Origin of the sequence: Streptomyces sp. LUP30 (genome assembly GCF_001746365.1) — a bacterium.
Classification (GTDB): Bacteria; Actinomycetota; Actinomycetes; order Streptomycetales; family Streptomycetaceae; genus Streptomyces.
In genome coordinates this window covers 1-22,456 of the sequence record NZ_MJAJ01000070.1, presented here as the reverse complement: position 1 = coordinate 22,456, position 22,456 = coordinate 1, and the positions used below count along the sequence as shown (strand labels likewise).

The 22,456-nt window shown below is 70.9% G+C and carries 23 protein-coding genes, 5 tRNA genes and 1 pseudogene; 9 read left to right on the top strand and 20 right to left on the bottom strand.

What is annotated here, in order from left to right:
* Positions 1-81: 81 nt before the first annotated feature.
* Positions 82-1,818, bottom strand: a complete 1,737-nt coding sequence (locus BG482_RS36430; protein ID WP_069773501.1) for a DAK2 domain-containing protein — start codon at positions 1,816-1,818, stop codon at positions 82-84.
* Between the two features lie 283 nt (positions 1,819-2,101).
* Between BG482_RS36430 and rpmB the strand changes: the two genes are divergently transcribed.
* Together rpmB and BG482_RS36420 are read left to right on the top strand one after the other, a co-directional pair.
* Positions 2,102-2,287 (top strand): 50S ribosomal protein L28, encoded by a 186-nt coding sequence (gene rpmB / locus BG482_RS41920; RefSeq protein WP_079041368.1) that lies wholly within the window; start codon positions 2,102-2,104, stop codon positions 2,285-2,287.
* 324 nt (positions 2,288-2,611) lie between these two features.
* A pseudogene (locus BG482_RS36420) lies at positions 2,612-2,962 on the top strand (FAD-dependent oxidoreductase); the annotation flags it as partial.
* Here the strand turns inward: BG482_RS36420 and thiD are convergent.
* Positions 2,937-3,752: a bifunctional hydroxymethylpyrimidine kinase/phosphomethylpyrimidine kinase gene (gene thiD / locus BG482_RS36415; protein WP_069773499.1), complete on the bottom strand. Its 816-nt coding sequence runs from the start codon at positions 3,750-3,752 to the stop codon at positions 2,937-2,939. The pseudogene BG482_RS36420 and the gene thiD sit on opposite strands and share 26 nt — an antisense overlap.
* Entirely contained in the window at positions 3,749-4,714 is a 966-nt protein-coding gene (locus BG482_RS36410) for a thiamine-phosphate kinase (protein WP_069773498.1), read from the bottom strand. Before BG482_RS36410 ends, thiD begins: the two co-directional genes overlap by 4 nt.
* Before the next feature lie 209 nt (positions 4,715-4,923).
* Here BG482_RS36410 and BG482_RS36405 point away from each other — a divergent pair, with 209 nt between their 5' ends.
* Both BG482_RS36405 and BG482_RS36400 read left to right on the top strand, forming a co-directional pair.
* Entirely contained in the window at positions 4,924-5,157 is a 234-nt protein-coding gene (locus tag BG482_RS36405; protein WP_069773497.1) for an Lrp/AsnC family transcriptional regulator, read from the top strand.
* Positions 5,158-5,177: 20 nt separating this feature from the next.
* Positions 5,178-5,687, top strand: coding sequence for a DUF3515 domain-containing protein (locus BG482_RS36400; RefSeq protein WP_069773496.1), 510 nt, complete (start codon positions 5,178-5,180; stop codon positions 5,685-5,687).
* 24 nt (positions 5,688-5,711) lie between these two features.
* Here BG482_RS36400 and BG482_RS36395 read toward each other — a convergent pair whose 3' ends face one another.
* The 3 genes from BG482_RS36395 to BG482_RS36385 are packed head-to-tail and all read right to left on the bottom strand — an operon-like array spanning position 5,712 to position 8,724.
* Positions 5,712-6,869, bottom strand: a complete 1,158-nt coding sequence (locus BG482_RS36395) for a D-alanine--D-alanine ligase family protein (RefSeq protein ID WP_069773495.1) — start codon at positions 6,867-6,869, stop codon at positions 5,712-5,714.
* Between the two features lie 59 nt (positions 6,870-6,928).
* Positions 6,929-7,939: an NAD(P)H-dependent glycerol-3-phosphate dehydrogenase gene (locus tag BG482_RS36390; RefSeq protein WP_069773494.1), complete on the bottom strand. Its 1,011-nt coding sequence runs from the start codon at positions 7,937-7,939 to the stop codon at positions 6,929-6,931.
* Positions 7,936-8,724 carry a 1-acyl-sn-glycerol-3-phosphate acyltransferase gene (locus tag BG482_RS36385; protein ID WP_069773493.1) on the bottom strand — a complete coding sequence of 263 codons (789 nt, stop codon included), beginning with the start codon at positions 8,722-8,724 and terminating at the stop codon, positions 7,936-7,938. Before BG482_RS36385 ends, BG482_RS36390 begins: the two co-directional genes overlap by 4 nt.
* 164 nt (positions 8,725-8,888) lie before the next feature.
* Here BG482_RS36385 and cofC point away from each other — a divergent pair, with 164 nt between their 5' ends.
* Together cofC and BG482_RS36375 are read left to right on the top strand one after the other, a co-directional pair.
* Entirely contained in the window at positions 8,889-9,527 is a 639-nt protein-coding gene (cofC, locus tag BG482_RS36380; protein ID WP_069773492.1) for a 2-phospho-L-lactate guanylyltransferase, read from the top strand.
* A 9-nt stretch (positions 9,528-9,536) separates the two neighbouring features.
* The gene (locus BG482_RS36375) at positions 9,537-9,746 is read left to right on the top strand and encodes a hypothetical protein (RefSeq protein WP_069773491.1); all 210 of its coding nucleotides are present in this window, start codon (positions 9,537-9,539) and stop codon (positions 9,744-9,746) included.
* Between the two features lie 72 nt (positions 9,747-9,818).
* Here the strand turns inward: BG482_RS36375 and BG482_RS36370 are convergent, their stop codons facing one another.
* From BG482_RS36370 to leuC, 4 genes are all read right to left on the bottom strand, one after another.
* Positions 9,819-10,490 carry an HU family DNA-binding protein gene (locus BG482_RS36370; protein WP_069773490.1) on the bottom strand — a complete coding sequence of 224 codons (672 nt, stop codon included), beginning with the start codon at positions 10,488-10,490 and terminating at the stop codon, positions 9,819-9,821.
* 138 nt (positions 10,491-10,628) lie between these two features.
* On the bottom strand, positions 10,629-10,859 hold the full coding sequence (locus tag BG482_RS36365; RefSeq protein WP_069773489.1) for a hypothetical protein: 231 nt from the start codon (positions 10,857-10,859) through the stop codon (positions 10,629-10,631).
* 274 nt (positions 10,860-11,133) lie between these two features.
* Positions 11,134-11,727, bottom strand: coding sequence for a 3-isopropylmalate dehydratase small subunit (gene leuD / locus BG482_RS36360; RefSeq protein ID WP_069773488.1), 594 nt, complete (start codon positions 11,725-11,727; stop codon positions 11,134-11,136).
* A gap of 6 nt (positions 11,728-11,733) precedes the next feature.
* Positions 11,734-13,164, bottom strand: a complete 1,431-nt coding sequence (leuC, locus tag BG482_RS36355; protein ID WP_069773487.1) for a 3-isopropylmalate dehydratase large subunit — start codon at positions 13,162-13,164, stop codon at positions 11,734-11,736.
* Positions 13,165-13,353: 189 nt separating this feature from the next.
* On the opposite strand from leuC, the gene ndgR reads away from it, so the two are divergent.
* Positions 13,354-14,070, top strand: a complete 717-nt coding sequence (ndgR, locus tag BG482_RS36350) for an IclR family transcriptional regulator NdgR (RefSeq protein ID WP_028806673.1) — start codon at positions 13,354-13,356, stop codon at positions 14,068-14,070.
* Between the two features lie 135 nt (positions 14,071-14,205).
* On the opposite strand, the gene BG482_RS36345 is transcribed toward ndgR, so the two are convergent.
* Positions 14,206-14,700, bottom strand: coding sequence for a DUF4188 domain-containing protein (locus BG482_RS36345; protein ID WP_069773486.1), 495 nt, complete (start codon positions 14,698-14,700; stop codon positions 14,206-14,208).
* A gap of 38 nt (positions 14,701-14,738) precedes the next feature.
* Here BG482_RS36345 and BG482_RS36340 point away from each other — a divergent pair, with 38 nt between their 5' ends.
* A complete protein-coding gene (locus BG482_RS36340) occupies positions 14,739-15,383 on the top strand; it encodes a MerR family transcriptional regulator (RefSeq protein ID WP_069773485.1) in 645 nt (214 codons plus the stop codon).
* A 51-nt stretch (positions 15,384-15,434) separates the two neighbouring features.
* Here BG482_RS36340 and BG482_RS36335 read toward each other — a convergent pair.
* The 9 genes from BG482_RS36335 to BG482_RS36295 form a co-directional block, all read right to left on the bottom strand.
* Positions 15,435-15,507, bottom strand: a tRNA-Glu gene (locus tag BG482_RS36335).
* A 28-nt stretch (positions 15,508-15,535) separates the two neighbouring features.
* A tRNA-Gln gene (locus BG482_RS36330) sits at positions 15,536-15,607 on the bottom strand.
* Positions 15,608-15,627: 20 nt separating this feature from the next.
* Positions 15,628-15,700, bottom strand: a tRNA-Glu gene (locus BG482_RS36325).
* Between the two features lie 62 nt (positions 15,701-15,762).
* Positions 15,763-15,835 (bottom strand) — tRNA-Glu (locus BG482_RS36320).
* 42 nt (positions 15,836-15,877) lie between these two features.
* Positions 15,878-15,949: transfer RNA gene (locus tag BG482_RS36315), tRNA-Gln, on the bottom strand.
* Positions 15,950-16,040: 91 nt separating this feature from the next.
* Positions 16,041-16,775: an HAD family hydrolase gene (locus BG482_RS36310; protein ID WP_069773484.1), complete on the bottom strand. Its 735-nt coding sequence runs from the start codon at positions 16,773-16,775 to the stop codon at positions 16,041-16,043.
* Between the two features lie 192 nt (positions 16,776-16,967).
* Complete coding sequence (gene gltX, locus BG482_RS36305) at positions 16,968-18,452, bottom strand: glutamate--tRNA ligase (RefSeq protein ID WP_079142596.1); 1,485 nt, start codon at positions 18,450-18,452, stop codon at positions 16,968-16,970.
* Positions 18,445-19,230 carry a fumarylacetoacetate hydrolase family protein gene (locus tag BG482_RS36300; RefSeq protein ID WP_069773482.1) on the bottom strand — a complete coding sequence of 262 codons (786 nt, stop codon included), beginning with the start codon at positions 19,228-19,230 and terminating at the stop codon, positions 18,445-18,447. Before BG482_RS36300 ends, gltX begins: the two co-directional genes overlap by 8 nt.
* Before the next feature lie 179 nt (positions 19,231-19,409).
* On the bottom strand, positions 19,410-19,598 hold the full coding sequence (locus BG482_RS36295) for a hypothetical protein (RefSeq protein ID WP_069773481.1): 189 nt from the start codon (positions 19,596-19,598) through the stop codon (positions 19,410-19,412).
* A gap of 604 nt (positions 19,599-20,202) precedes the next feature.
* On the opposite strand from BG482_RS36295, the gene BG482_RS36290 reads away from it, so the two are divergent.
* Positions 20,203-22,456, top strand: a 2,254-nt coding sequence (locus tag BG482_RS36290) for a nitrate- and nitrite sensing domain-containing protein (protein WP_141746702.1), incomplete at its 3' end; no start/stop codon positions are given.

Below are 22,456 nucleotides of genomic sequence, written 5' to 3'. Positions count from 1 at the left end.
GGCCCCCCTGTCCCTCTGCCTCCCTGCCCCCTGCCCCCTGTCCCCCGTCCCCGTGGGCACCGGCTCGCGGGGCGGGCGGGGCTACTCGACGCCGATCAGCAGCAGGGCCCCCTGTCGGCCACCCCGGAACACCACCGTGTCCACCGCGAGGTACGCCTCCCGCACCCGTGCCTCCAGGTGCTCGGCGACGCCTTCGGGGGCCTCGTCGCCCAGCACGAGGGTGACGAGTTCGCCGCCGGCCGACAGCATGCGGTTCAGGACCGTCTCGGCGGTGGCGGTCACATCGGACCCGATGACGGCCACGTCGCCGTCGACGAGTCCGAGGACGTCGCCGGCCTGGCAGATGCCGGCCATGGTCCACGACTGGCGCTCGGCCACGACGATCTCTGCGTGGCGGGTCGCGCCGGCCGCCGAGGTCATCGAGACGACGTCCTCGTCGAAGCGGCGGTCGGGCTCGTGGACGGCGAGGGCGGCGATCCCCTGGACCGCCGAGCGGGTCGGGATCAGGGCGACCCGGATGCCCTCCGTGCGGGCCTGCTCGGCCGCCGCGGCGGCGGTGTGGCGCAGGTCGGCGTCGTTGGGCAGCAGGACGACCTCGCGCGCGTGGGCCCGCCGTACGGCCTGGACGAGCTCGCCGCTGGCGGGCGGCTCTCCGGGGCGCGCGAGCACGGTGGTCGCGCCCGCCTCGGCGTAGAGCCCGGCCAGGCCTTCGCCGGGCACGACGGCGACGACCGCGCGCTGGACGCGCTCGCGGGGCGGACGCTCGCTCCCGCGCGTGTGCGCGTCGCCGACGCCGAAGTGCGTGATGCGGATCCGGTAGGGCCGGCCCGCGTCGACGCCGGCCTCCACGGCGGCGCCCGCGTCGTCGACATGCACATGGACGTTCCACAGGCCGTCGCCGCCGACCACGACGAGCGAGTCGCCCAGGGCGTCCAGCCGTCGGCGCAGCCGCCCCACCGCGGCGTCCTCGGCCTCCAGCAGGTAGATCACCTCGAAGGCGGGACCGTCCCCGTCCTGCGGCCCGTCGCCGCAGTCCTCCGCGCGGCCCTCGCCGTCGCCGCCCGGGACCGTCCCCTCGCGCCCCTCGCGCGCGGGGCCCCCGGACGCGACCGCGGAGAACCCGGGCGCCTCCCCGGTGAACGTCTCCACCAGCGCCGCGAGCACCGCGACCAGTCCCCGGCCGCCCGCGTCGACGACCCCGGCGTGTTCCAGGACGGCCAGCTGGCCCGGGGTCGCGGCAAGCGCCGCGCAGGCTCCCTGGTAGGCGGCCCGGGCGACGATCCCGCAGTCGCCCTCCGTGCCCTGTGCTCCCACCGCCGTCTCGGCGGCGTCCGCGGCGGCCGAGGCGACCGACAGGACGGTGCCCTCGACGGGGTGGGCGACGGCCTGGCGGGCGGAGTCGGCCGCACGCCGAAGGGCCAGCCGCAGTCCACGTCCGTCGGTGTGAGAGGCCTCACCTTCGGCGGCGAGCACCTGGGCCATGCCGCGCAGCAGCTGGGCCAGGATCGTCCCCGAGTTGCCGCGCGCGCCTATGAGCGCGCCGTGCGCCATCGCGCGGGCGGCGTCGGCGAGGGCCGGCTTCCCGGCGGGCGCGGAACCGGCGCCCGCACCGGCCTCGTACCCGGCGAACACCGCCTCGACGGCGGTCGCCGCGGACTCGACGGTCAGATACAGGTTGGTGCCGGTGTCCCCGTCCGCGACCGGGTAGACGTTGATCGCGTCGATCTCCTCACGCGCCCGCCCCAGCGCCGCGAGGGCGAGGCCGCACCAGGTGCGCACCGCGAGAGCATCGAAGAATGTCTGCGGCACCTGCGCCACCTGCGCCTCCCTGGCTGCTGGACTGGACGCAGCGTAGACCCCGGGCGGGGGTCCGGCGGAAAGCGGGCCGGGCCGGTCCTGAGGGGACGGGGGCCGCACCGGGCGGGGGCCGGGCCCCTGAGCAGCCATGGTAGTTTCGTTGTACCGGCGCAGCCGTTGTATGCTGCTCCGGTTGCCCGATCCGCATCGGGCCGTCCCCCTGGCACCGCCACTCAGATCCTAGATCCTGATTCCGGCATGCCGGGATCATCCGTAAGTGCATCTGAAGTCTTTGGAGTGACCCGTGGCTGCCAACTGCGACGTCTGTGGCAAGGGGCCGAGCTTCGGCAACAACATCTCGTTTTCGCACCGCCGTACGTCCCGTCGCTGGAACCCCAACATCCAGCGCGTCCGTACCGTGGTCGGCGGGACGCCGAAGCGCGTGAACGCTTGCACCTCGTGCATCAAGGCCGGCAAGGTCTCGCGCTGACGCACATCCCCCTGCTCTCGAGTCCGCTCGAGCTGGGGGGACCCCCATCGCGCGCGGCCACTGCTGGTTCGCTGCATCGAGCCGGTCCACCTGGTGTGGGCCGGCTTTTTGCTGCGCTCGTGGTCTTCGTCGCGGTGCCCGGGATCTGCGCGCCTGCCAGACCCCGGTGAACGCGCTTCGGCATCCTGGGCGGCCTCGACCTCCGCACCGACGACGGCACGCCCGTCGCCCCGTCGCCCCGGCGGCCCGCGGCCCCGCGCCGCGAACACCTCGTCGAGGACGCGGCCCGGATGTCCGCCCCGCCGCTCGCGTCCTGATCGGGGCCGCGGCCGGGGGGCGCTGCTCGGGGACGCGGGCTACGGGGCCACGACGGGCGGCATGGGCACCGGGGTGGCGGTCGTCGGCGCGTATGTCCTGGCCGGTGAGCTCGCGCTGGCCGGCGGAGGTCACCGTACGGCGTTCGCCGCGTACGAGAACCGGATCCGGGACTTCGCCAGGGGCTGCCAGAAGACCTCGGGCGACGCGGGCCCGTTCCTCGCGCCGCCCACCGAGCGGCGGATCCGCAGCCGGGACCGGATGTACCGGCTGCTCGCCTCCCGCCCGATGTCGGCCTTCCTCAAGCGGATCACCGAGAGGTCGGCGACGAACATCACGCTGCCGCAGTACCCCGGGTGAGGGCCCAGCCGTGGTCCACGGGCCCGATGCCCTCGCCGAGCGCGAACCCGGCGGCGATGGCCCCGGTGACGTAGCTCTTCGCCGCCGTCACCGCCTCCGGCACGGACCGGCCCTTCGCGAGCTGCGCGGCGATGGCCGACGCGAGGGTGCAGCCGGTGCCGTGCGTGTGCCGGTTGTCGTGCCGGGGGGCGCGCAGCCAGTGCTCCTCGACGCCGTCGGTCAGCAGGTCCACGGCGTCGCCGGGCAGATGGCCGCCCTTGATCAGCGCCCAGCGCGGCCCGTACGCCAGCACCGCGGCCGCCGCGTCCCTGAGCTGTTCCTCCGACTCGACCCGCACGCCGGTCAGTTGGGCCACCTCGTCGAGGTTCGGGGTGGCGACGGTGGCCAGCGGGAGCAGCCTCGTCCGCACGCCGTCCAGCGCGGAGGACGCCAGCAGGGAGTCGCCGTGCTTGGAGACGCCGACCGGGTCGACGACGACGGGGGCGTCCGTCGCGGCCAGCAACTCGGCGACGGTCTCGACGAGTTCGGCGGAGGAGAGCATGCCCGTCTTGACCGCTTGGACGCCGACGTCGTCGACGACGCTGCGGTACTGGGCGCGGACCGCCTCCGCGGGCAGCTCCCAAGCCCCCTGCACGCCGAGGGAGTTCTGCGCGGTGACGGCCGTGACGACGCTCATGCCGTGCACACCGAGGGCGAGCATCGTCTTCAGGTCGGCCTGGATCCCGGCCCCGCCGCCGGAGTCGGAGCCGGCCACGGTCAGCACCCGGGGCGGGATCCCGCGGGCGGTCATGACTCCATGTCCCCGAAGTGGTCCCAGCCGCCCTTGCTGGTCCAGGGCGCCCCGTCGACCGTCACCTGGGGCAGCGCGGAGGGGTTGAGCACCTCGCCGATCACCTTCCAGCGGGCGGGGAGTTTCACGTCCGGCGGGAAGGTCGCCACGATGGCGTGGTCCTCGCCCCCGGTGAGCACCCACTGGATGGGGTCGACGCCGACGGCCTGCCCGATGTCGTGCATCTGCGTGGGGATGTCTATGGCGCCGGACCGGATGTCGATGCGGACCTTGCTGGCCTCGGCGATGTGCCCGAGGTCGGCGATCAGCCCGTCGCTGACGTCGCACATCGCCGTCGCGCCGAGAGCGGCGGCCGCCGGGCCCGCGTGGTAGGGCGGTTCGGGGCGGCGGTGGGCCTCCACGAAGGCGCGGGGCGAGCGGAAGCCGCGGGAGAGGACCGCGTACCCGGCGGCGGACCAGCCGAGCCAGCCGGTCACCGCGACGAGGTCGCCGGGCTGGGCGCCGCCCCGGGTGACGGGCTCCTGGTTGCGCAGATCGCCGAGCGCGGTGATCGACACCATGATCATGTCGCCCCGCACGACGTCGCCGCCGACCACGGAGGCGCCCGCCACCTGGCACTCGTCGCGCAGGCCGTCCATCATCTCCGACGGCCACGTCACGGGCAGTTCGGCGGGCACCACGAGGCCGAGCAGCAGGGCCGTCGGCACCGCGCCCATGGCGGCGATGTCGGCGAGGTTCTGCGCGGCGGCCTTGCGGCCCACGTCGTAGGCCGTCGACCAGTCGCGGCGGAAGTGCCGGCCCTCCAGCAGGATGTCGGTGCTGGCCACGACCCTGCGGTCGGGCGCGGCGACCACCGCGGCGTCGTCGCCGGGGCCGACCCGGACCGCGGGGGTGGTGGTGAGACGGGAGGTGAGCTCCCTGATGAGCCCGAACTCCCCGAGTTCACCAACAGTGCCCTTCATTTGCCCTTTGGCCCCTTCTGTACCTGTCCGTGCCCGGTCGCGCATACCCAGTGTCCTCGATACGGTCGAGACAGCCGTCGACTTCTGTCGTGCCCCCGCACCCCGGCGCGCGAGCCGTGGTCCTCGTAGGTCTCCCCGCGGCGCGCGGCGACGCGATACCGTGGCGTTCCTTTTCCCCACATGATCCTCGTGGCCGCCCTGGAGGTTCCGTGGTACAGGCGTACATCCTGATCCAGACGGACGTCGGCAAAGCGTCGACCGTCGCCGAGGAGATCGGCAAAATCCCTGGCGTGGTCCAGGCCGAGGACGTGACGGGACCCTATGACGTGATCGTGCGGGCCCAGGCGGACACGGTGGACGACCTCGGCCGCTTGGTGGTCGCCAAGGTCCAGCAGGTGGACGGGATCACCCGCACCCTGACCTGCCCGGTGGTCCATCTGTAGCCCCCGTCTAACCTTGGCCGGTGAACCTTTTCCGTCACCGGTACCGCCCTGTCCTCGGGCTGTGCGCCCTCGTCCTGCTGATCACGACCGCAGGCTGCTCCTCAGCAGACGACAGCGCGTCGACGGCGGTTCCCAGCCCCGGCGTGAACGCCACGCAGCTGTGCCGGAACCTGGACAAGGTACTGCCGTCGAAGGTGGACGGTGAGAGCCGCCACGATCCCGAGCCCGCCTCCGCGCTGACCGCGGGCTGGGGAGGCTCCGCGATCATACTGCGCTGCGGTGTCACGCGGCCGCCGAAGATGATCGACCCGAAGGTCCCGGAGGGGGCGGACCCGGACGCGGTGGCGGGCGGGGTGAACGGCGTCGACTGGCTGATGGAGAAGCGGGACGGTGGGGGAAACCGCTTCACCACGGCCGGTCGGAGCGCCTACGTCGAGGTGACGGTGGCGAAGGACGCCGACAACTCCTCGGTCCTGATCGAACTGGCCCCGGCCATCAAGAAGGCGATCCCCGAGGGGATCGCCGACTAGCGGGTGCTCCGGTTCATCCGGGGATCACCGCAGACCCGTGGACCTGCGCAGCGCGGCCTGCACCAGGCGGTCCACCAGCTCCGGGTAGCTGATCCCGGTCTCCTGCCACATCTTGGGGTACATCGAGATCGGCGTGAAGCCCGGCATCGTGTTGATCTCGTTGATGACGAACTCGCCGTCCTCCGTGAGGAAGAAGTCGGCGCGCACCAGGCCCTCGCAGGACGCCGCGTCGAAGGCGTCCACCGCCAGCCTGCGGACCTCCGCCGTCTCCTCGTCCGTCAGCGGGGCCGGGACGATCCCGGGGGTGGAGTCGATGTACTTGGCGTCGAAGTCGTAGTAGGCGTGCGCGTCCGGCGGCGGGATCTCGGCCGGGACGGAGGCGCGGGGACCGTCCTCGAACTCCAGGACGCCGCACTCGATCTCGCGGCCCCGCAGCGCCGCCTCGACCAGGATCTTCGGGTCGTGGCGCTGGGCCTCGGCGATCGCCTCGTCGAGTCCGGACAGGTCGTCGACCTTGGTGATGCCGATGGACGAACCCGCGCGCGCGGGCTTCACGAAGAGCGGCCAGCCGTGCTCACCGGCGAGGTCGATGATCTTCTTGCGGGCGCCCGGCTCGTCCTGTGCCCACTCACGCGGCCGGATCACCACGTAAGGGCCGACCTTGAGCCCGAAGGAGGTGAACACCCGCTTCATGTACTCCTTGTCCTGGCCGACGGCCGAGGCGAGCACGCCCGCACCCACGTACGGGACGCCGGAGAGCTCCAGCAGGCCCTGCAGGGTGCCGTCCTCGCCGTAGGGGCCGTGCAGCACCGGGAAGACGACGTCGACCTCGCCGAGCGCCTTGGGCACCGATCCCGGCTCGTAGTAGACGACTTCGCGGTTGGCGGGGTCGACGGAGAGCACCACTCCGCCGTCCCGCGACTCGGCGAGCTCGTCGACGTCGGGCGTACGGCGGTCGGTGATCGCCATGCGCTCGGGTTCGTCGGCGGTGAGGAACCAGCGGCCCTCCCGGGTGATGCCGATCGGCAGGACCTCGTACTTGGTCCGGTCGATGGCCCTGAGGACCGCGCCTGCGGTCACCACGGAGATCCCGTGCTCGGAGCTGCGGCCGCCGAAGACGACGGCCACCCGCGGCTTGCGGACGGGCTGCTGAGGGCTCTGGGGGAGGTTCTCGGTGCTCATATCGGCTTGAGAGTACCCGGTGGTAGGGCCGGGAGGCAGCGTCCGCCCACCGGGTTCGCTCAGCGTCGTTCTGGCTTCGCGCTGCGCGACATCAGCTCCCGCAGAGCGACCACCGGCGGCTTGCCCTCGTGCACGATGCCGACGACCGTCTCGGTGATCGGCATGTCGACGCCGTGCCTGCGGGCCAGATCCAGCACCGACTCACAGGACTTGACGCCCTCGGCGGTCTGCCGGGTGACCGCGATGGTCTCCTGCAGCGTCATGCCCTTGCCGAGGTTGGTGCCGAAGGTGTGGTTGCGGGACAGCGGCGAGGAGCAGGTCGCCACGAGGTCGCCCAGTCCGGCGAGTCCGGCGAAGGTGAGCGGGTCCGCGCCCATGACCAGGCCCAGCCGGGTGGTCTCGGCGAGCCCGCGGGTGATCAGCGAGCCCTTGGCGTTGTCGCCCAGGCCCATGCCGTCGGCGATGCCGACCGCGAGGCCGATGACGTTCTTCACCGCGCCGCCCAGCTCGCAGCCCACCACGTCGGTGTTGGTGTACGGGCGGAAGTACGGGGTGTGGCAGGCGGCCTGGAGCCTCTGGGCGACGGCCTCGTCGGTGCAGGCGACCACGGCCGCGGCCGGCCTGCGGGAGGCGATCTCCTTGGCGAGATTGGGCCCGGTGACCACGGCGATCCGGCCCGGGCCCACCTTGGCGACGTCCTCGATCACCTCGCTCATCCGCATGGTCGTGCCGAGCTCGACGCCCTTCATCAACGACACCAGGACGGTGTCCGGGGCCAGCAGGGGCGCCCAGTCGGCGAGGTTGGCGCGCAGCGTCTGCGAGGGGATCGCGAGGACGGCGAAGTCGGCGCCGTCGGCCGCCTCGGCCGGGTCGGCGGTGGCCCGCAGGTTCGCGGGGAGTTCGACGCCGGGAAGGTAGTCGGGGTTGGCGCGCGTGGAGTTGACCGCGTCGGCGAGCGCGGCGCGGCGCGCCCACAGCGTCACCTCGCAGCCCGCGTCGGCGAGGACGGAGCCGAAGGCGGTCCCCCATGATCCGGCGCCGAAGACGGCCGCCTTCACGGACTTGCTCACTTGCTGTTCTCCCCCTCGTGACGGGCTTGCGCGTGGTTCTCCGCACCGGTCTCCGCCTGGGTGCGGCGACGCTGCTCGATCCGCTCCCGGCGCGGGTCGTAGGGCCTCTCGGGCGCCTTCTCGCCGCGGATCTCCTCCAGCAGGGCGGTGACGGCCGCCATGATGACCTCCGTCGCCTCCTTCAGGAGCTCGGGCGTCATGTCGTGGCCGTAGAACCGGGTGAGGTCCACGGGCGGGCCCGCGAGCACATGGTGGGTCTTGCGCGGAAACAGGTTGGGCTTCTTGGCGTACGGCGGCAGCAACTCGTTGGCGCCCCACTGGGCGACGGGGATCACGGGGCACTTGGTCTGCAGGGCCACGCGCGCCGCGCCGGTCTTGGCGGTCATGGGCCAGCCGTCGGGGTCACGGGTGAGGGTGCCCTCGGGGTAGAACGCGACGCACTCACCGCGCTCCACGGCCTCGATCGCGGCCCGGAACGCGCTCAGCGCGTCCGTGCTCTCGCGGTAGACGGGGATCTGTCCAGTGCCGCGCATCGCGGCGCCGACGAATCCCTCCTTGAAAAGCCCGCTCTTCGCGAGGAATCGCGGCACCCGTCCGCTGTTGTACTGGAAATGGGCGTACGCGAAGGGGTCGACATGCGAATTGTGGTTCACCGCGGTGATAAATCCACCCTCGGCCGGAATGTGCTCCATTCCGCGCCAGTCCCGCTTGATCAGAACCACCAGCCAGGGTTTGCAGAGGACCGCTGCGAAGCGGTACCAGAAGCCGATTCTGCGGCGGGGCACGCGGACACCTTCCTCTAGGACTTCCCGAGGCCTGCTCCTGGACCCGGGGCCGCACAAGTGTCGCCCCGGGCCGCTGGTCTGTCGAGAACACCGTACGCCCGCCTCTCCGGCCTGCGGACGGGCCGGGTGACAATGGCCGCGACGAGAAGAGGGACGGTACGCCGGTGCAATGGAGCTTGGTCATACCCCTGAAGCCCTTGGCGCTGGCCAAGAGCAGGCTCGCGGACACCGCCGCCGACGGGCTGCGCCCAGGCCTCGCCCTGGCGTTCGCCGAGGACACCGTGGCCGCCGCGCTGGCCTCGCCCGCCGTGCGGGATGTGGCCGTCGTCACGGACGACGCCCTGGCCGCGCGCGCCCTGGCGGCGCTGGGGGCTCGGATCGTCCCGGACGAGCCGCGCGCGGGCCTCAACGCCGCGCTGACGCACGGGGCGGCCGCCGTACGGGCAATTCGCCCCGGTTCCCCGCTCGCGGCCCTCAACGCCGATCTGCCGGCGCTGCGCCCGTCGGAATTGGCGCGCGTACTGGACGCGGCCGCCGAATTCCCCCGCGCTTTCCTCCCGGACGCGGCCGCGATCGGCACGACTCTTCTCACCGCCGCTCCCGGCCGCGCATTGCAGCCCGCGTTCGGCACGGATTCACGCGCCCGCCATCGCGCCGCCGGAGCCGAGGAACTCCGTCTCGACGCGGTGGATTCCGTGCGCCAGGACGTGGACACGGGCGAGGATCTGCGCGCGGCGCTCGCCCTCGGGGTCGGGCCCCGGACGGCCGCGGCGACCGCGCGGCTGCTGATCCCGGGGCAGTAGGCTGCCGCCATGCAGGCGACCGCATACACGTACGACCCCGCCACGCGCAGCGGACAGGTGCTGCTGGACGACGGCACACCGATCCCCTTCGGCGCGTCGGCGTTCGACGCGGGCGGGCTGAGGCTGCTGCGGCCCGGTCAGCGGGTGCGCATCGAGACGGAGGAGCGCGGCGACGGCTCCGGTCCCCGGATCACGCTGGTGACGCTGCAGACCTTCTGAGCAGGCTTGGAACATGCCGCGGGCCGGGCTCCGAGAGGGAGTCCGGCCCGGCGTGTGAGTGCCCCAGTCGCCCTATGCCTTGCGGGCGGTGGCCTTCTTGGCGGTGGTCTTGCGCGCGGTCGACTTCTTGGCGGGGGCCTTGGTGGCCGTCGCCTTCTTCGCGGCCGGGGCCTTCTTGGCCGTCGTCTTCTTGGCGGTGGCCGACTTCGCGGTGGTGGTCTTCTTCGCGGCCGGCGTCGCCTTCTTGGCCGTGGCCTTCTTCGCGGTGGTCTTCTTGGCGGCGCCCGTGGTCTTCTTCGCCGTGGCCGTCGTCTTCTTCGCCGTGGCCGTGGTCTTCTTCGCGGCGCCGGCCCGCGTCGAGGGGGAGGCCTTCTTCGCGGCGGCCTTCTTGACCGTGGCGGAAGAACCGCCGGTCAGGCTGCCCTTGGGGGCCTTCTTGACGGCGACCTCGCCGCCGCGCGGGAGCTTCTTCGACCCGCTCACCAGGTCCTTGAAGCCCTGGCCTGCGCGGAAGCGCGGAACGGAGGTCTTCTTGACCCGCACCCGCTCGCCCGTCTGGGGGTTGCGGGCGTAGCGGGCCGGCCGGTCGACCTTCTCGAACGAACCGAAGCCGGTGACCGAGACCCGGTCGCCGGCGACCGTCGCGCGGACGATGGCGTCCAGGACCGCGTCGACCGCGTCGGCGGCCTGCTGGCGGCCGCCCACCTTGTCGGCAATCGCTTCTACGAGCTGCGCCTTGTTCACGTCTTCCCCTTCGGAGACATTAGCCGGAACGAAACTGTTCAAGCTTTTTCGCACGTTAGGCAGATATATACCGCAAATCAAACACGAAACGGGCTAATCACCCTTGTGCCGCAACGAAATCGGCTGCTCCGGAGGCGATCAACGCCCCTCTTCGGGCGTTCGCCCTTCGTCGAGGTCCGCCATGAACCGCTCCAGACGCCTTGTCGCATCGGCGAGATCGTGCTTGGCCGCGGCCGTAATGACCAGCAGCTTCCGGGTCAGCGCCATCCGTACGCCCTCCGGGACTTGCAGTGCGCGCACTCTCGCGTGCGCTTCCTTGAGTTGGTTCGCGACCGCCGTATAGAGCTCGAGTTGGCCGTCGTGTTCCATGCACAGATTGTGCCATCTGGGGCGAGTTGTCGCCCGCCCAGGGGGCAACTGCCGCCTCAGACGGCCGTCCGGGCACTTCCGGCGGTCACGTCCTCATCAGGCGCGTACCCCGGCAACACCCCTCCTAACGTGGGAAGTTGACAGCGGCGGCGAGAGCCCGCAGGGCCGAACGGGTGCAGACGCAGCCGTACCCCCGATCGGTGGGATCGGGGGTACGGCGGGGGTGTCGCGGTGGCCGAAACTCGACCTGCCCGGGGCTTCCCGGGCCTCGGGATCAGACCGGGAGCGTCCTCGGCTTGTACGACGGGCGCTTGGCCTCGTAGGCGGCGATGTCGCCCTCGTTCCGGAGGGTGATGGAGATGTCGTCCAGGCCGTTCAGCAGCCGCCAGCGGGAGTTCTCGTCCAGCTCGAAGGAGGCGGTGATCCCCTCGGCGCGCACCTCACGGGCCTCCAGGTCGACCGTGATCTCGGCCTGCGGGTCCTTCTCGCTCAGGTCCTGCAGCGCCTCCACGGTCTTCTGGTCCAGAACGACCGTGAGCAGGCCGTTCTTGAGCGAGTTGCCCCGGAAGATGTCGGCGAAGCGGGAGGAGATCACGGTTTTGAAGCCGTAGTTCTGCAGCGCCCAGACGGCGTGCTCACGGGAGGAGCCGGTGCCGAAGTCGGGGCCGGCGACCAGAACGCTCGCGCCCTGCCGCTCGGGGCGGTTGAGGATGAACTCCGCGTCCTTGCGCCAGGCCTCGAACAGCCCGTCCTCGAAACCGTCCCGCGTGACCTTCTTGAGCCAGTGAGCAGGGATGATCTGGTCGGTGTCGACGTTGGAGCGGCGCAGCGGGACGGCCCGGCCGGTGTGCGTGGTGAATGCTTCCATGACTGATCAGACTCCAGCGGGCGTACGGGTCTCGGCGTCGGACAGGTCGGCCGGGGAGGCCAGGTGGCCCAGGACGGCCGTAGCGGCCGCGACCTGCGGCGACACCAGGTGGGTGCGACCGCCCTTGCCCTGTCGGCCCTCGAAGTTGCGGTTGGAGGTGGACGCGGAGCGCTCACCCGGCGCCAGCTGGTCGGGGTTCATGCCGAGGCACATCGAGCAGCCCGCGTGCCGCCATTCGGCGCCGGCCTCCTTGAAGACGACGTCCAGGCCCTCGGAGACGGCCTGCAGACCGACCCGCGCGGAGCCGGGGACGACCAGCATCCGCACGCCGTCGGCGACTTTGCGGCCCTCGACGATGGCCGCGGCGGCCCGCAGGTCCTCGATGCGGCCGTTGGTGCAGGAACCTACGAAGACGGTGTCCACGTTGATGGAGCGCAGCGGCTGTCCGGCCTCCAACCCCATGTACTCCAGGGCCTTTTCGGCGGCGAGGCGCTCCGAAGCGTCTTCGTACGAAGCGGGGTCGGGGACGTGGGCCGAAAGCGGCGCGCCCTGGCCCGGGTTGGTGCCCCAGGTGACGAACGGCGACAGCGCGGCGGCGTCGATGACGACCTCGGCGTCGAACTCGGCGTCGTCGTCCGTCCTCAGCGTCTTCCAGTAGGCGACGGCGGCGTCCCAGTCCTCGCCCTCGGGCGCGTGGGCGCGGCCCTCGAGGTACGCGAAGGTGGTCTCGTCGGGGGCGATCATGCCCGCGCGGGCGCCGGCCTCGATCGACATGTTGCAGATGGTCATCCGGGCCTCCATCGAGAGCTTCTCGATGGCGGAGCCGCGGTACTCCAGGATGTAGCCCTGGCCGCCGCCGGTGCCGATCCTGGCGATGATCGCCAGGATCAGGTCCTTGGCGGTGACGCCGTCGGGCAGCTCGCCCTCGACGGTGATCGCCATGGTCTTGGGGCGGGCCAGCGGCAGCGTCTGGGTGGCCAGCACGTGCTCGACCTGCGAGGTGCCGATGCCGAACGCCAGCGCGCCGAAGGCGCCGTGCGTGGAGGTGTGCGAGTCGCCGCAGACGACGGTCATGCCGGGCTGGGTCAGACCCAACTGCGGGCCCACGACGTGCACCACGCCCTGCTCGACGTCGCCGAGCGGGTGGAGCCGGACGCCGAACTCGGCGCAGTTCTTGCGCAGCGTCTCCAGTTGGGCGCGGGAGACCGGGTCGGCGATCGGCTTGTCGATGTCGATCGTCGGGGTGTTGTGGTCCTCGGTCGCGATGGTGAGGTCGAGACGGCGCACCGGGCGGCCGTTCTGACGGAGGCCGTCGAAGGCCTGGGGGCTGGTCACCTCGTGCAGCAGGTGCAGATCGATGAAGAGGAGGTCGGGCTCGCCCTCGGCGCGCCGGACGACGTGGTCGTCCCAGACCTTCTCCGCGAGTGTCCTACCCATCGCTTTCCCTCCGGCCGGCAAAGGAGCACCGGCCCAACTAGAGATCTTGTGGAGGCGACGCCCTCGCCCCTGTAAGCCGGGCACCCGCCGCCAGGCCCGTTGGTCTGCGGGCCGCCATGTCTCCAAGGGTTGCGCGTCTCACGGAAAAATGAACTTGCGTTTCACAGAGTGAGACGGGAGTATCGTTTCATGGACAACAGTAGCGGCGTCGGCGTCCTGGACAAGGCAGCCCTTGTCCTGAGCGCCCTGGAGTCCGGTCCGGCCACCCTCGCAGGCTTGGTCGCTGCCACCGGACTCGCACGACCCACGGCCCACCGCCTGGCCGTGGCATTGGAACACCACCGTATGGTGGCGCGGGACATGCAGGGGCGCTTCATCCTTGGCCCCCGGCTCGCCGAGCTGGCCGCGGCCGCCGGCGAGGACCGCCTGCTGGCCACGGCTGGCCCGGTGCTCACCCACCTGCGCGACATCACGGGCGAGAGCGCGCAGCTCTACCGCCGCCAGGGCGACATGCGCATCTGCGTGGCCGCGGCGGAACGCCTGTCCGGTCTTCGGGACACGGTCCCGGTGGGCTCCACGCTCACGATGAAGGCCGGCTCCTCGGCGCAGATCCTCATGGCCTGGGAGGAGCCCGAGCGCCTGCACCGCGGTCTGCAGGGCGCCCGCTTCACGGCGACGGCCCTGTCGGGCGTGCGGCGCCGCGGCTGGGCCCAGTCCATCGGCGAGCGCGAGCCGGGCGTCGCCTCGGTGTCGGCTCCCGTGCGCGGGCCCTCCAACCGCGTGGTGGCCGCCGTCTCCGTCTCGGGTCCCATCGAGCGCCTGACCCGTCACCCCGGCCGTATGCACGCCCAGGCCGTCATCGACGCGGCGGGCCGCCTCTCGGAGGCCCTGCGCAGGACCGGCTGACGCCGGGGCGGAAGAGCGGGCCTCAACGCCGCGGCACGCTCTTTCCCCCACGGCAGGACAGCCCCACCTCGGGGGCGCGGACCGTGTCCCTGTGCGACATCGCCGCGGGCCCGCGTCCGGCGCACGGCAGAACCGCTACGGCGTGGACCGGTGGGCGAACCGGTCCTTCGCATACCGCCCGCGCTCCCCCAACGGGACCTGCCCGTGCGCGGCCGCGAGGCCGAACGCCGGCATGTCCCCGTAGATCGCCTCGTACGAGCCCTCCGGCACGACGTACGTCTCGTGCCAGATCCCCACGTGACCACGGACCTTCCCGCGCCGCTCCAGGCGGTTGATCTTCGCCCACGCCTCGTGGTGGAAGGCGTCGGGCGCGCTCGCGTAGGCGTACAGCTTCTCCTTGGACTCCCAGTACTGGACGACGTAGTACGTCCGGGGCGAGGCCGTCAGCAGCACCCGGGAGAGCAGTCCGCGCCCCGGGTCCTTCTTCAGCTCCGCCAGCATGCGGAACATGGCCAGCATGACCGGCCCCCATTGATGCACGGCCCAGAAGTGGTTGACGCGCATGCCGATCAGCAGGACGACCACGTCTCCCCGGGCGTCCGCGGTGGTGCGAGTGGCTTCGACAGACATGCTTGGATAGTGGCGCTGCCCAAGGAGAGACGCAAGACATGCGACTGGCCGAACTGAGCGAACGCAGCGGTGTGTCCACCGCGACGATCAAGTACTACCTGCGTGAGGGCCTGTTGCCGCCGGGCCGCCAGGTCAACCGGACCACTTCGGAGTACGACGAGGAGCACCTGCGCCGACTGCGGCTGGTGCGCGCGATGATCCAGGTGGGCCGGCTGCCGGTGACCACGGTCCGCGAGGTCCTCGGCCATGTCGACGACGACTCCCTGGGCCGCACGATGCGGCTCGGCGCGGCCCTGTGGGCGCTGCCCCAGGTCCCCGAGCCGGACGCGGAGGACGAGTACGTGCGCGCCGCACAGCTGGAGGCGGACGACCTGCTGGGGACGTTGGGCTGGGCGAACGCCCGGCTGCTGACGTCCCTCTCCCCCGCCTATCGTTCGCTGGTGGTGTCGGTGGCGGCGCTGCGGCGGCTCGGCTACGAGTGGGACGCCGAACTGCTCGTGTCCTACGCCCGGTTGATGCACCGGGCGGCCTCGCTCGATCTCGACTTCGTGGAGAAGCGGGAGTCGGAGGCGGAGCGGGTCGAGACGGCGGTGCTCGGCGCGATCCTCGTCGAGCCCATGCTGCAGGCGCTGCACCGCCTGGCCCAGGAGGAGGAGTCGGCCCGGCGGTACGGCTTCGAGTAGCGGGGACACGACGAAGGCCCCCCACCGAAGTGGAGGGCCTTGCCTGCCATGTACCCCCGACCGGATTCGAACCGGCGCTACCGCCTTGAGAGGGCGGCGTGCTAGGCCGCTACACAACGGGGGCGAGGATCTTGCGTTTCCGCAGATCCGAGCTGGTCTACCAGGACTCGAACCTAGACTAACTGAACCAGAATCAGTCGTGCTGCCAATTACACCATAGACCAATGTGGTTTAGACCAGTTTGTACCCCCGACCGGATTCGAACCGGCGCTACCGCCTTGAGAGGGCGGCGTGCTAGGCCGCTACACAACGGGGGCCCTAGCGATCCTGCATCGAGGCGAGCGGGAGCTACCCGAACTCCCCCCGCGGGAAGGATCTGTACCCCCGACCGGATTCGAACCGGCGCTACCGCCTTGAGAGGGCGGCGTGCTAGGCCGCTACACAACGGGGGCGTTGTGGAGATGATCTCCACGTGCGCAGATGAGCTCTGCGAGCTGGCCTACCTGGACTCGAACCAAGACTAACTGAACCAGAATCAGTCGTGCTGCCAATTACACCATAGGCCACTGGAACGCAAGCCCCGAGGGGGATCTCGTTCTAGTTTCGCTCCCCCGGTTCCGGCCTTTCGGCCCGCTCTCCGGCGGCGCAGGAAGAACATTACCCGAAGGTGGACTGCGCTCCAAAACGGGTATCCGAGCCGAGGAGCGCGGGAAGTTCGGCGAGGCTGACGATGCGGTGCCGGCCGGACGGGAGCTCGACGGTGGCCCCGCCTCCGTAGCGGTCGATCCACACCGAGAGAAGACCGGCGTCGGCGGCGCCCCGCCCGTCGATCTCCGGATGGTCGCCGACGTAGGCCACCTCGTGCGGCGGCAGGGAGAGGGCCTCGCAGGCCGCAAGGAAGGCGCCGGCCTCCGGCTTGGAGACGCCGAGTTCCGCGGCGCACAGGATGACCTCGAAGCGGTCGTGGACGCCGAGGACGCGCAGCTTGTGGTCCTGGACGTGGATGCTGGAGTTCGACAGCACGGCATGGCGGTGGCTGCCGGCGAGGGCGTCGAGCACCGGCAGGACGTCGGGGAACAGCGACCAGGCGGCCTCGTAGTGCGTGATGTACCGACGGAACCAGGCGTCCGCCTCCGCGTCGGTCAGCTCCGGCCGCTCCAGGAACGCCCGCACCCGGTCGCGGCGCTGGTCCTCGAAGGTCATCCCGCCCGCGGAGAACCGCGCCCACTGCTGGTCGGTCACCTCCCGCCAGCGCGCGAGGGCCTCCTCCGCGGTGCCGAAACGGTCGAGCAGCCGCTCGGTGGTGAGATAGGACCGCATGCCCTCGCGGTCGGCGGTCGTGTAGTCGAAGAGGGTGTCGTCAACGTCCCAGACCACGGCGCGAATGCTCATGCCCCGACCGTAGCGCGGGCCGGCACACCGAGGACATGGGCGAGTGCCGAGTCCGGTTCACCGGCCCACCTGGACAGCGCCGTGCGGGTACCGGCGCGGGATCCGTATCCGGTCGACGAGAGCGACGCCGACCGAACGTGTGAGGGGCGGCCCCCGGGAATCCGGGAGCCGCCCCTCACACGTGTACCGGCGTTACGCCGCGAGCTTCGCCAGGGCCGCGTCGATGCGGGCCAGCGTCCTGTCCTTGCCCAGGATCTCCAGGGACTCGAAGAGGGGCAGGCCGACCGTGCGGCCGGTGACGGCGACGCGGACGGGGGCCTGGGCCTTGCCGAGCTTGAGGCCGTGGGCCTCGCCGGCGGCCAGGACGGCCTCCTTCAGGGACTCGGCCGAGCTCCAGTCGGCCGACTCCAGCTTCTCCCTGGCCGTGGCCAGCAGGGCGTCACTGCCCTCCTTCATCGCCTTCGTCCAGGACGCCTCGTCGAAGACCGGCTCCGGCAGGAAGAGGAAGTCGACGTTGTCGGTGATCTCGGACAGGACCTTCAGCCGCGTCTGGGCGTGCGGGGCGATCGCCTGCCACTTCGCCTCGTCGAAGTCCTCCGGCGCCCAGGGGGCGACCGGGGCCTTCAGCCAGGGGGCACAGCGCTCGGTGAAGTCCTTCACGTCCAGCAGACGGATGTGGTCTGCGTTGATCGCCTCGCACTTCTTCAGGTCGAAGCGCGCCGGGTTGGGGTTGACGTCCGCGATCTCGAAGGCCGCGGTCATCTCGTCCATCGTGAAGATGTCCTGGTCGGCCGAGAGCGACCAGCCGAGCAGCGAGAGGTAGTTGAGCAGGCCCTCGGGGAGGAAGCCGCGCTCGCGGTAGAGGTTGAGCGAGGACTCCGGGTCCCGCTTCGACAGCTTCTTGTTGCCCTCGCCCATCACGTACGGCAGGTGGCCGAAGTGCGGGGCCCCCTGGGCGATGCCCAGTTCGGTCAGCGCCTTGTAGAGCGCGATCTGGCGGGGGGTGGAGGAGAGCAGGTCCTCGCCGCGCAGGACGTGCGTGATCTCCATCAGCGCGTCGTCCACCGGGTTGACCAGCGTGTACAGCGGGGCGCCGTTCGCACGGACGATGCCGTAGTCGGGCACGTTCTCCGGGGTGAAGGTCAGCTCGCCGCGGACCAGGTCCGTGAAGGTGATCGTCTCGTCGGGCATGCGGAAGCGGACGATGGGGGCACGGCCCTGGGCCGTGTACTCCTCGACCTGCTGCGCGCTCAGGTCGCGGCAGTGACCGTCGTAGCCGGACGGCCTGCCGGCGGCGCGGGCGGCCTCACGGCGGGTGTCCAGCTCCTCCTGGGAGCAGTAGCAGCGGTACGCGTGACCGGCGTCCAGGAGCTTCTGGGCGACGTCCTTGTAGGTGTCCATCCGCTGCGACTGGCGGTACGGCGCGTGCGGGCCGCCGACCTCGGGGCCCTCGTCCCAGTCGAAGCCCAGCCAGCGCAGCGAGTCCAGGAGCTGCTGGTAGGACTCCTCGGAGTCACGGGCCGCGTCGGTGTCCTCGATGCGGAAGACCAGCGTGCCCTGGTGGTGCTTGGCGAACGCCCAGTTGAACAGGGCGGTGCGGACCAGGCCCACGTGGGGGTTACCGGTGGGCGAGGGACAGAAACGGACGCGTACGGGGGAGCCGGGTGCGCTAGCCACGCTTGACAACCTTGTTGGTGAGAGTGCCGATGCCTTCGATGGTGACGGCGACCTCGTCGCCGACGACCAGGGGGCCGACCCCTGCCGGGGTGCCCGTGAGGATCACGTCGCCGGGGAGCAGCGTCATGGCCTCGGAGATGTTGACGATCAGATCCTCGATGGAGTGGATCATCTCGCTGGTGCGGCCGAGCTGGCGCTGGGCGCCGTTGACCGTGAGCTGGACGGTGAGGTCGCTCGCGGTCTTCAGGTCCAGGCCGGTCTCCACCCAGGGGCCCAGGGGGCAGGAGGTGTCGAAGCCCTTGGCCCGGGCCCACTGCTTCTCGCGCTTCTGCACGTCGCGGGCGGTGACGTCGTTGGCGCAGGTGTAGCCGAAGATCACGTCCTTGACGCGCTCGCGGGGGACCTCGCGGCACAGTCGGCCGATGACCACGGCGAGCTCGGCCTCGTGGTGGACCTCCGCGGAGAAGGACGGGTACTGGATGGCGTCGCCGTCGCCGATCACCGAGGTGGACGGCTTGAAGAAGGCGAACGGGGCGTCCGGGACCTCGTTGCCCAGCTCGCGCGCGTGTTCGGCGTAGTTGCGGCCGAAGGCCACGACCTTGTTGGGCAGCACGGGCGGGAGCAGCCGGACCTTGCTCAGCGGCACCTTGGTGCCGGAGAGCTCGAAGTCCGTGAACGGGATGCCCTTGATGATGTCGAGGACGAGCTCGTCCGGCTTGTCGCCCTCGACCGCGCCGAAGGCGACGTTCCCGTCGATGGAGAACCTGGCGATGCGCACGGGTTGGTTGGCCCCTTGACTGAGCTGGCTGGAGTGTGACGCTCCAGGCTAACGCGGAAGGGCGTCCCCGGCCGGGGACGCCCTTGACATCGGCGGACGGCCGCCTTGAGCATTCGGCGGCCGGTGTCCGTATCCCTCCACGAAGATCGGTGAGGATCGTGTGGAGCCACGGGGTGGGTCTACTGCACGACGGAGGCCGCGACCGGGATCTCCATGAGGATGGTGCGCTTGGGGTTGGCAGTCTGGGCCGGGAGGTCGACGGAGTGCTCCGGCTGCTCGGGGAGCTGCAGTTCGTCGGCGTCCGCGAGGTGCGCCAGCGTCGTGCGCCGCGGGTTGGCGATCTTGTGGAACATCGTCGTCGTCTTCACTGTTGTAGTCGACCCTGTCGTTTCCGGGCGCCGGAGGGCCCCTCAAGGGCCCGTTCGCAGGCGCTGCTTGTCGGATTTGCCATCCCTGTAAAACGTCAGGCTAAACACGTGAATCCCGCGGAACGCGTGAAGGTCGCATGATCGGCGTGTGAGTTTGCTCACGAATCCATGGGCAAAACGGTCAATTCAGACCAGCAATCGACCGCAACGAAACGGACATTGACCACCTGAAGCCCATATTCCGCTCCTGATCATCGCGACTGGGACACCACCCGCACCCTGCGGCTTCGCCCACTTATGTCCGCCTTATGTGGGATGGGTTTCTACATCCCGTAACTTGACCCTCACTTCGTGTCACGGATGTCACAGCCTGGCCAACGGGCCTTGTTGGAGATCCTGCACTGTGCTGGAATTCCTCGGACCGCCGCGGGATCGAGCCGGCGCACAGAGGGCGCGTCAGAGCGCCCGGTGGCGGCGAGGTTAGGGGGAGCCGGCGCCGGTACTCACGACCATTCGGGGGGCGTAATTCAGGACGCCCCTCAACACGCCGACACCGTCCTTCCGTTCACGCGGAGGGGCGCCTGGTCCAGAGGTTGCGACGCTAGTGCAGGGACGTTTCAAGAGGGATGGCAGCGCTTCGGCCGAGCCGGAGCCGCACGGCGGGACTGGCCCGATGGCAGTCGGCTCCTCGCCCCAGCACGCCCAGAACCCGGGCCCGGCCGCGTCCGGCGACGGCGGTGAGCGCCCCGGGCGCCCCGGCGCGTCCGCGTCGCCGAGTTCTCCTCCCCCGACTCCGACGGTCAAGCCGCCGACCGGTCCCCCCGGTCCCGGCCCGCGCGTGGCGCTGCGCAACTGGCGCATCTCCACGCGTCTGGTGGCGCTGCTGACGCTGCCGGTGGTCGCGGCCACCACGCTGGGCGCGGTGCGCATCAACCAGTCCATGGACGACATCAAGCAGCTCGACAACATGAAGCTGCTGACGGACATGACCAAGCAGGCCACCGAACTGGCCGTGCAGCTGCAGAACGAGCGCGACCGCTCCGCCGGCCCGCTGGCGCACGGCGGCAAGCCGACCGAGTTCGGCGTCAAGGGCTACCGGGACAAGACCGACAAGGCGCTCATCGCCTTCCAGGACGCCTCGGAGGAGATCGACACCGCCAGCGCGGACGGCAACCTGCAGGGTGTCCGCGACAGCCTCGTGGGTCTCCTCAGCGACCTCGGCAACCTCGCCAAGATCCGCAACACGGCGTACGTCGAGAAGACCAACTCCACCCAGACGGTCGAGGCCTACCACCGTCTGATCACCAGCCTGCTCGACCTGTCCCAGGACATGGCCCAGGCCACGAGCAACCCGGAGATGATCCAGCGCACGCGTGCGCTGGCCGCCTTCTCCTCCGCCAAGGAGTACGCCTCGGTCCAGCGCGCTTCCCTCGCGGCCGCGCTGCCGAAGACCAACCTCGTCTACGGCCAGATCACCGAGAACGACCGGCAGTACGCCGAGGCCGCGCTCGAGAACCAGGACTCCGAGCTCGCGAGCTTCCGCAGCATCTACGGCGACGACGGCGCCGAGGAACTGCTGAAGCCCATCGAGCAGGGCAACCCAGTCATCGAGGAAGCCGACACCTACGCCACCCGCGCGCTCAGCTCCCCGACCGGTCTGCAGTCCCTGGACAAGCGGTCGTACCAGGACTGGATCGACGACAGCACGACCAAGATCTCGCAGATGAACAACATCGAGCACACGCTGCTCGAGGACATGGAGCAGAAGGCGCGCGAGCTGCGCGCCGCGTCCGAGCGCGAGGCGATCATCTCCGGCGCGCTCATCCTGCTGGTGCTGGGCGTGTCGCTGGTCGGCGCGTTCGTCGTCGCCCGGTCCATGATCCGCTCGCTGCGCCGTCTGCAGGAGACCGCCACCAAGGTCGCCCAGGACCGGCTGCCCGAGCTGGTCAAGCAGCTGTCCGAGTCCGACCCGCAGGACGTCGACACGTCCGTGGAGTCGGTCGGTGTGCACTCCCGGGACGAGATCGGCCAGGTGGCCGCGGCCTTCGACGACGTGCACCGCGAGGCCGTCCGCCTCGCCGCCGAGCAGGCCCTGCTGCGGGGCAACGTCAACGCGATGTTCACCAACCTCTCGCGCCGCTCCCAGGGCCTCATCCAGCGTCAGCTCTCGCTCATCTCCGAACTGGAGTCCCGCGAGGCCGACCCGGACCAGCTGTCCTCGCTCTTCAAGCTCGACCACCTCGCGACCCGCATGCGCCGTAACGGTGAGAACCTCCTCGTCCTCGCCGGTGAGGAGCCCGGCCGACGCTGGACCCGTCCGGTCCCGCTGGTCGACGTCCTGCGCGCCGCCGCCTCCGAGGTGGAGCAGTACGAGCGCATCGAGCTGTCCTCCGTGCCGACCACCGAAGTGGCCGGCCGGGTCGTCAACGACCTCGTGCACCTGCTCGCCGAGCTGCTGGAGAACGCCACGTCGTTCTCCTCTCCGCAGACCAAGGTCAAGGTCACCGGTCACGCGCTGCCCGACGGCCGGGTGCTGATCGAGATCCACGACACCGGCATCGGTCTGTCCCCCGAGGACCTCGCCGCGATCAACGAGCGGCTCGCCTCGCCGCCGACCGTGGACGTGTCGGTCTCCCGGCGCATGGGCCTGTTCGTGGTCGGCCGGCTGTCGCAGCGCCACGGCATCCGCATCCAGCTGCGCCCCTCCGACTCCGGTGGCACGACCGCGCTGGTCATGCTGCCCGTGGACGTCGCCCAGGGCGGCAAGAAGCCCCAGCCCAAGCCCGGCCAGCGCGGCGCCAGAACGGCCAGCAGGGCGGCGCCCTCGGCGCCGGCGCCCCGAACGGAGGCGGCGCTCT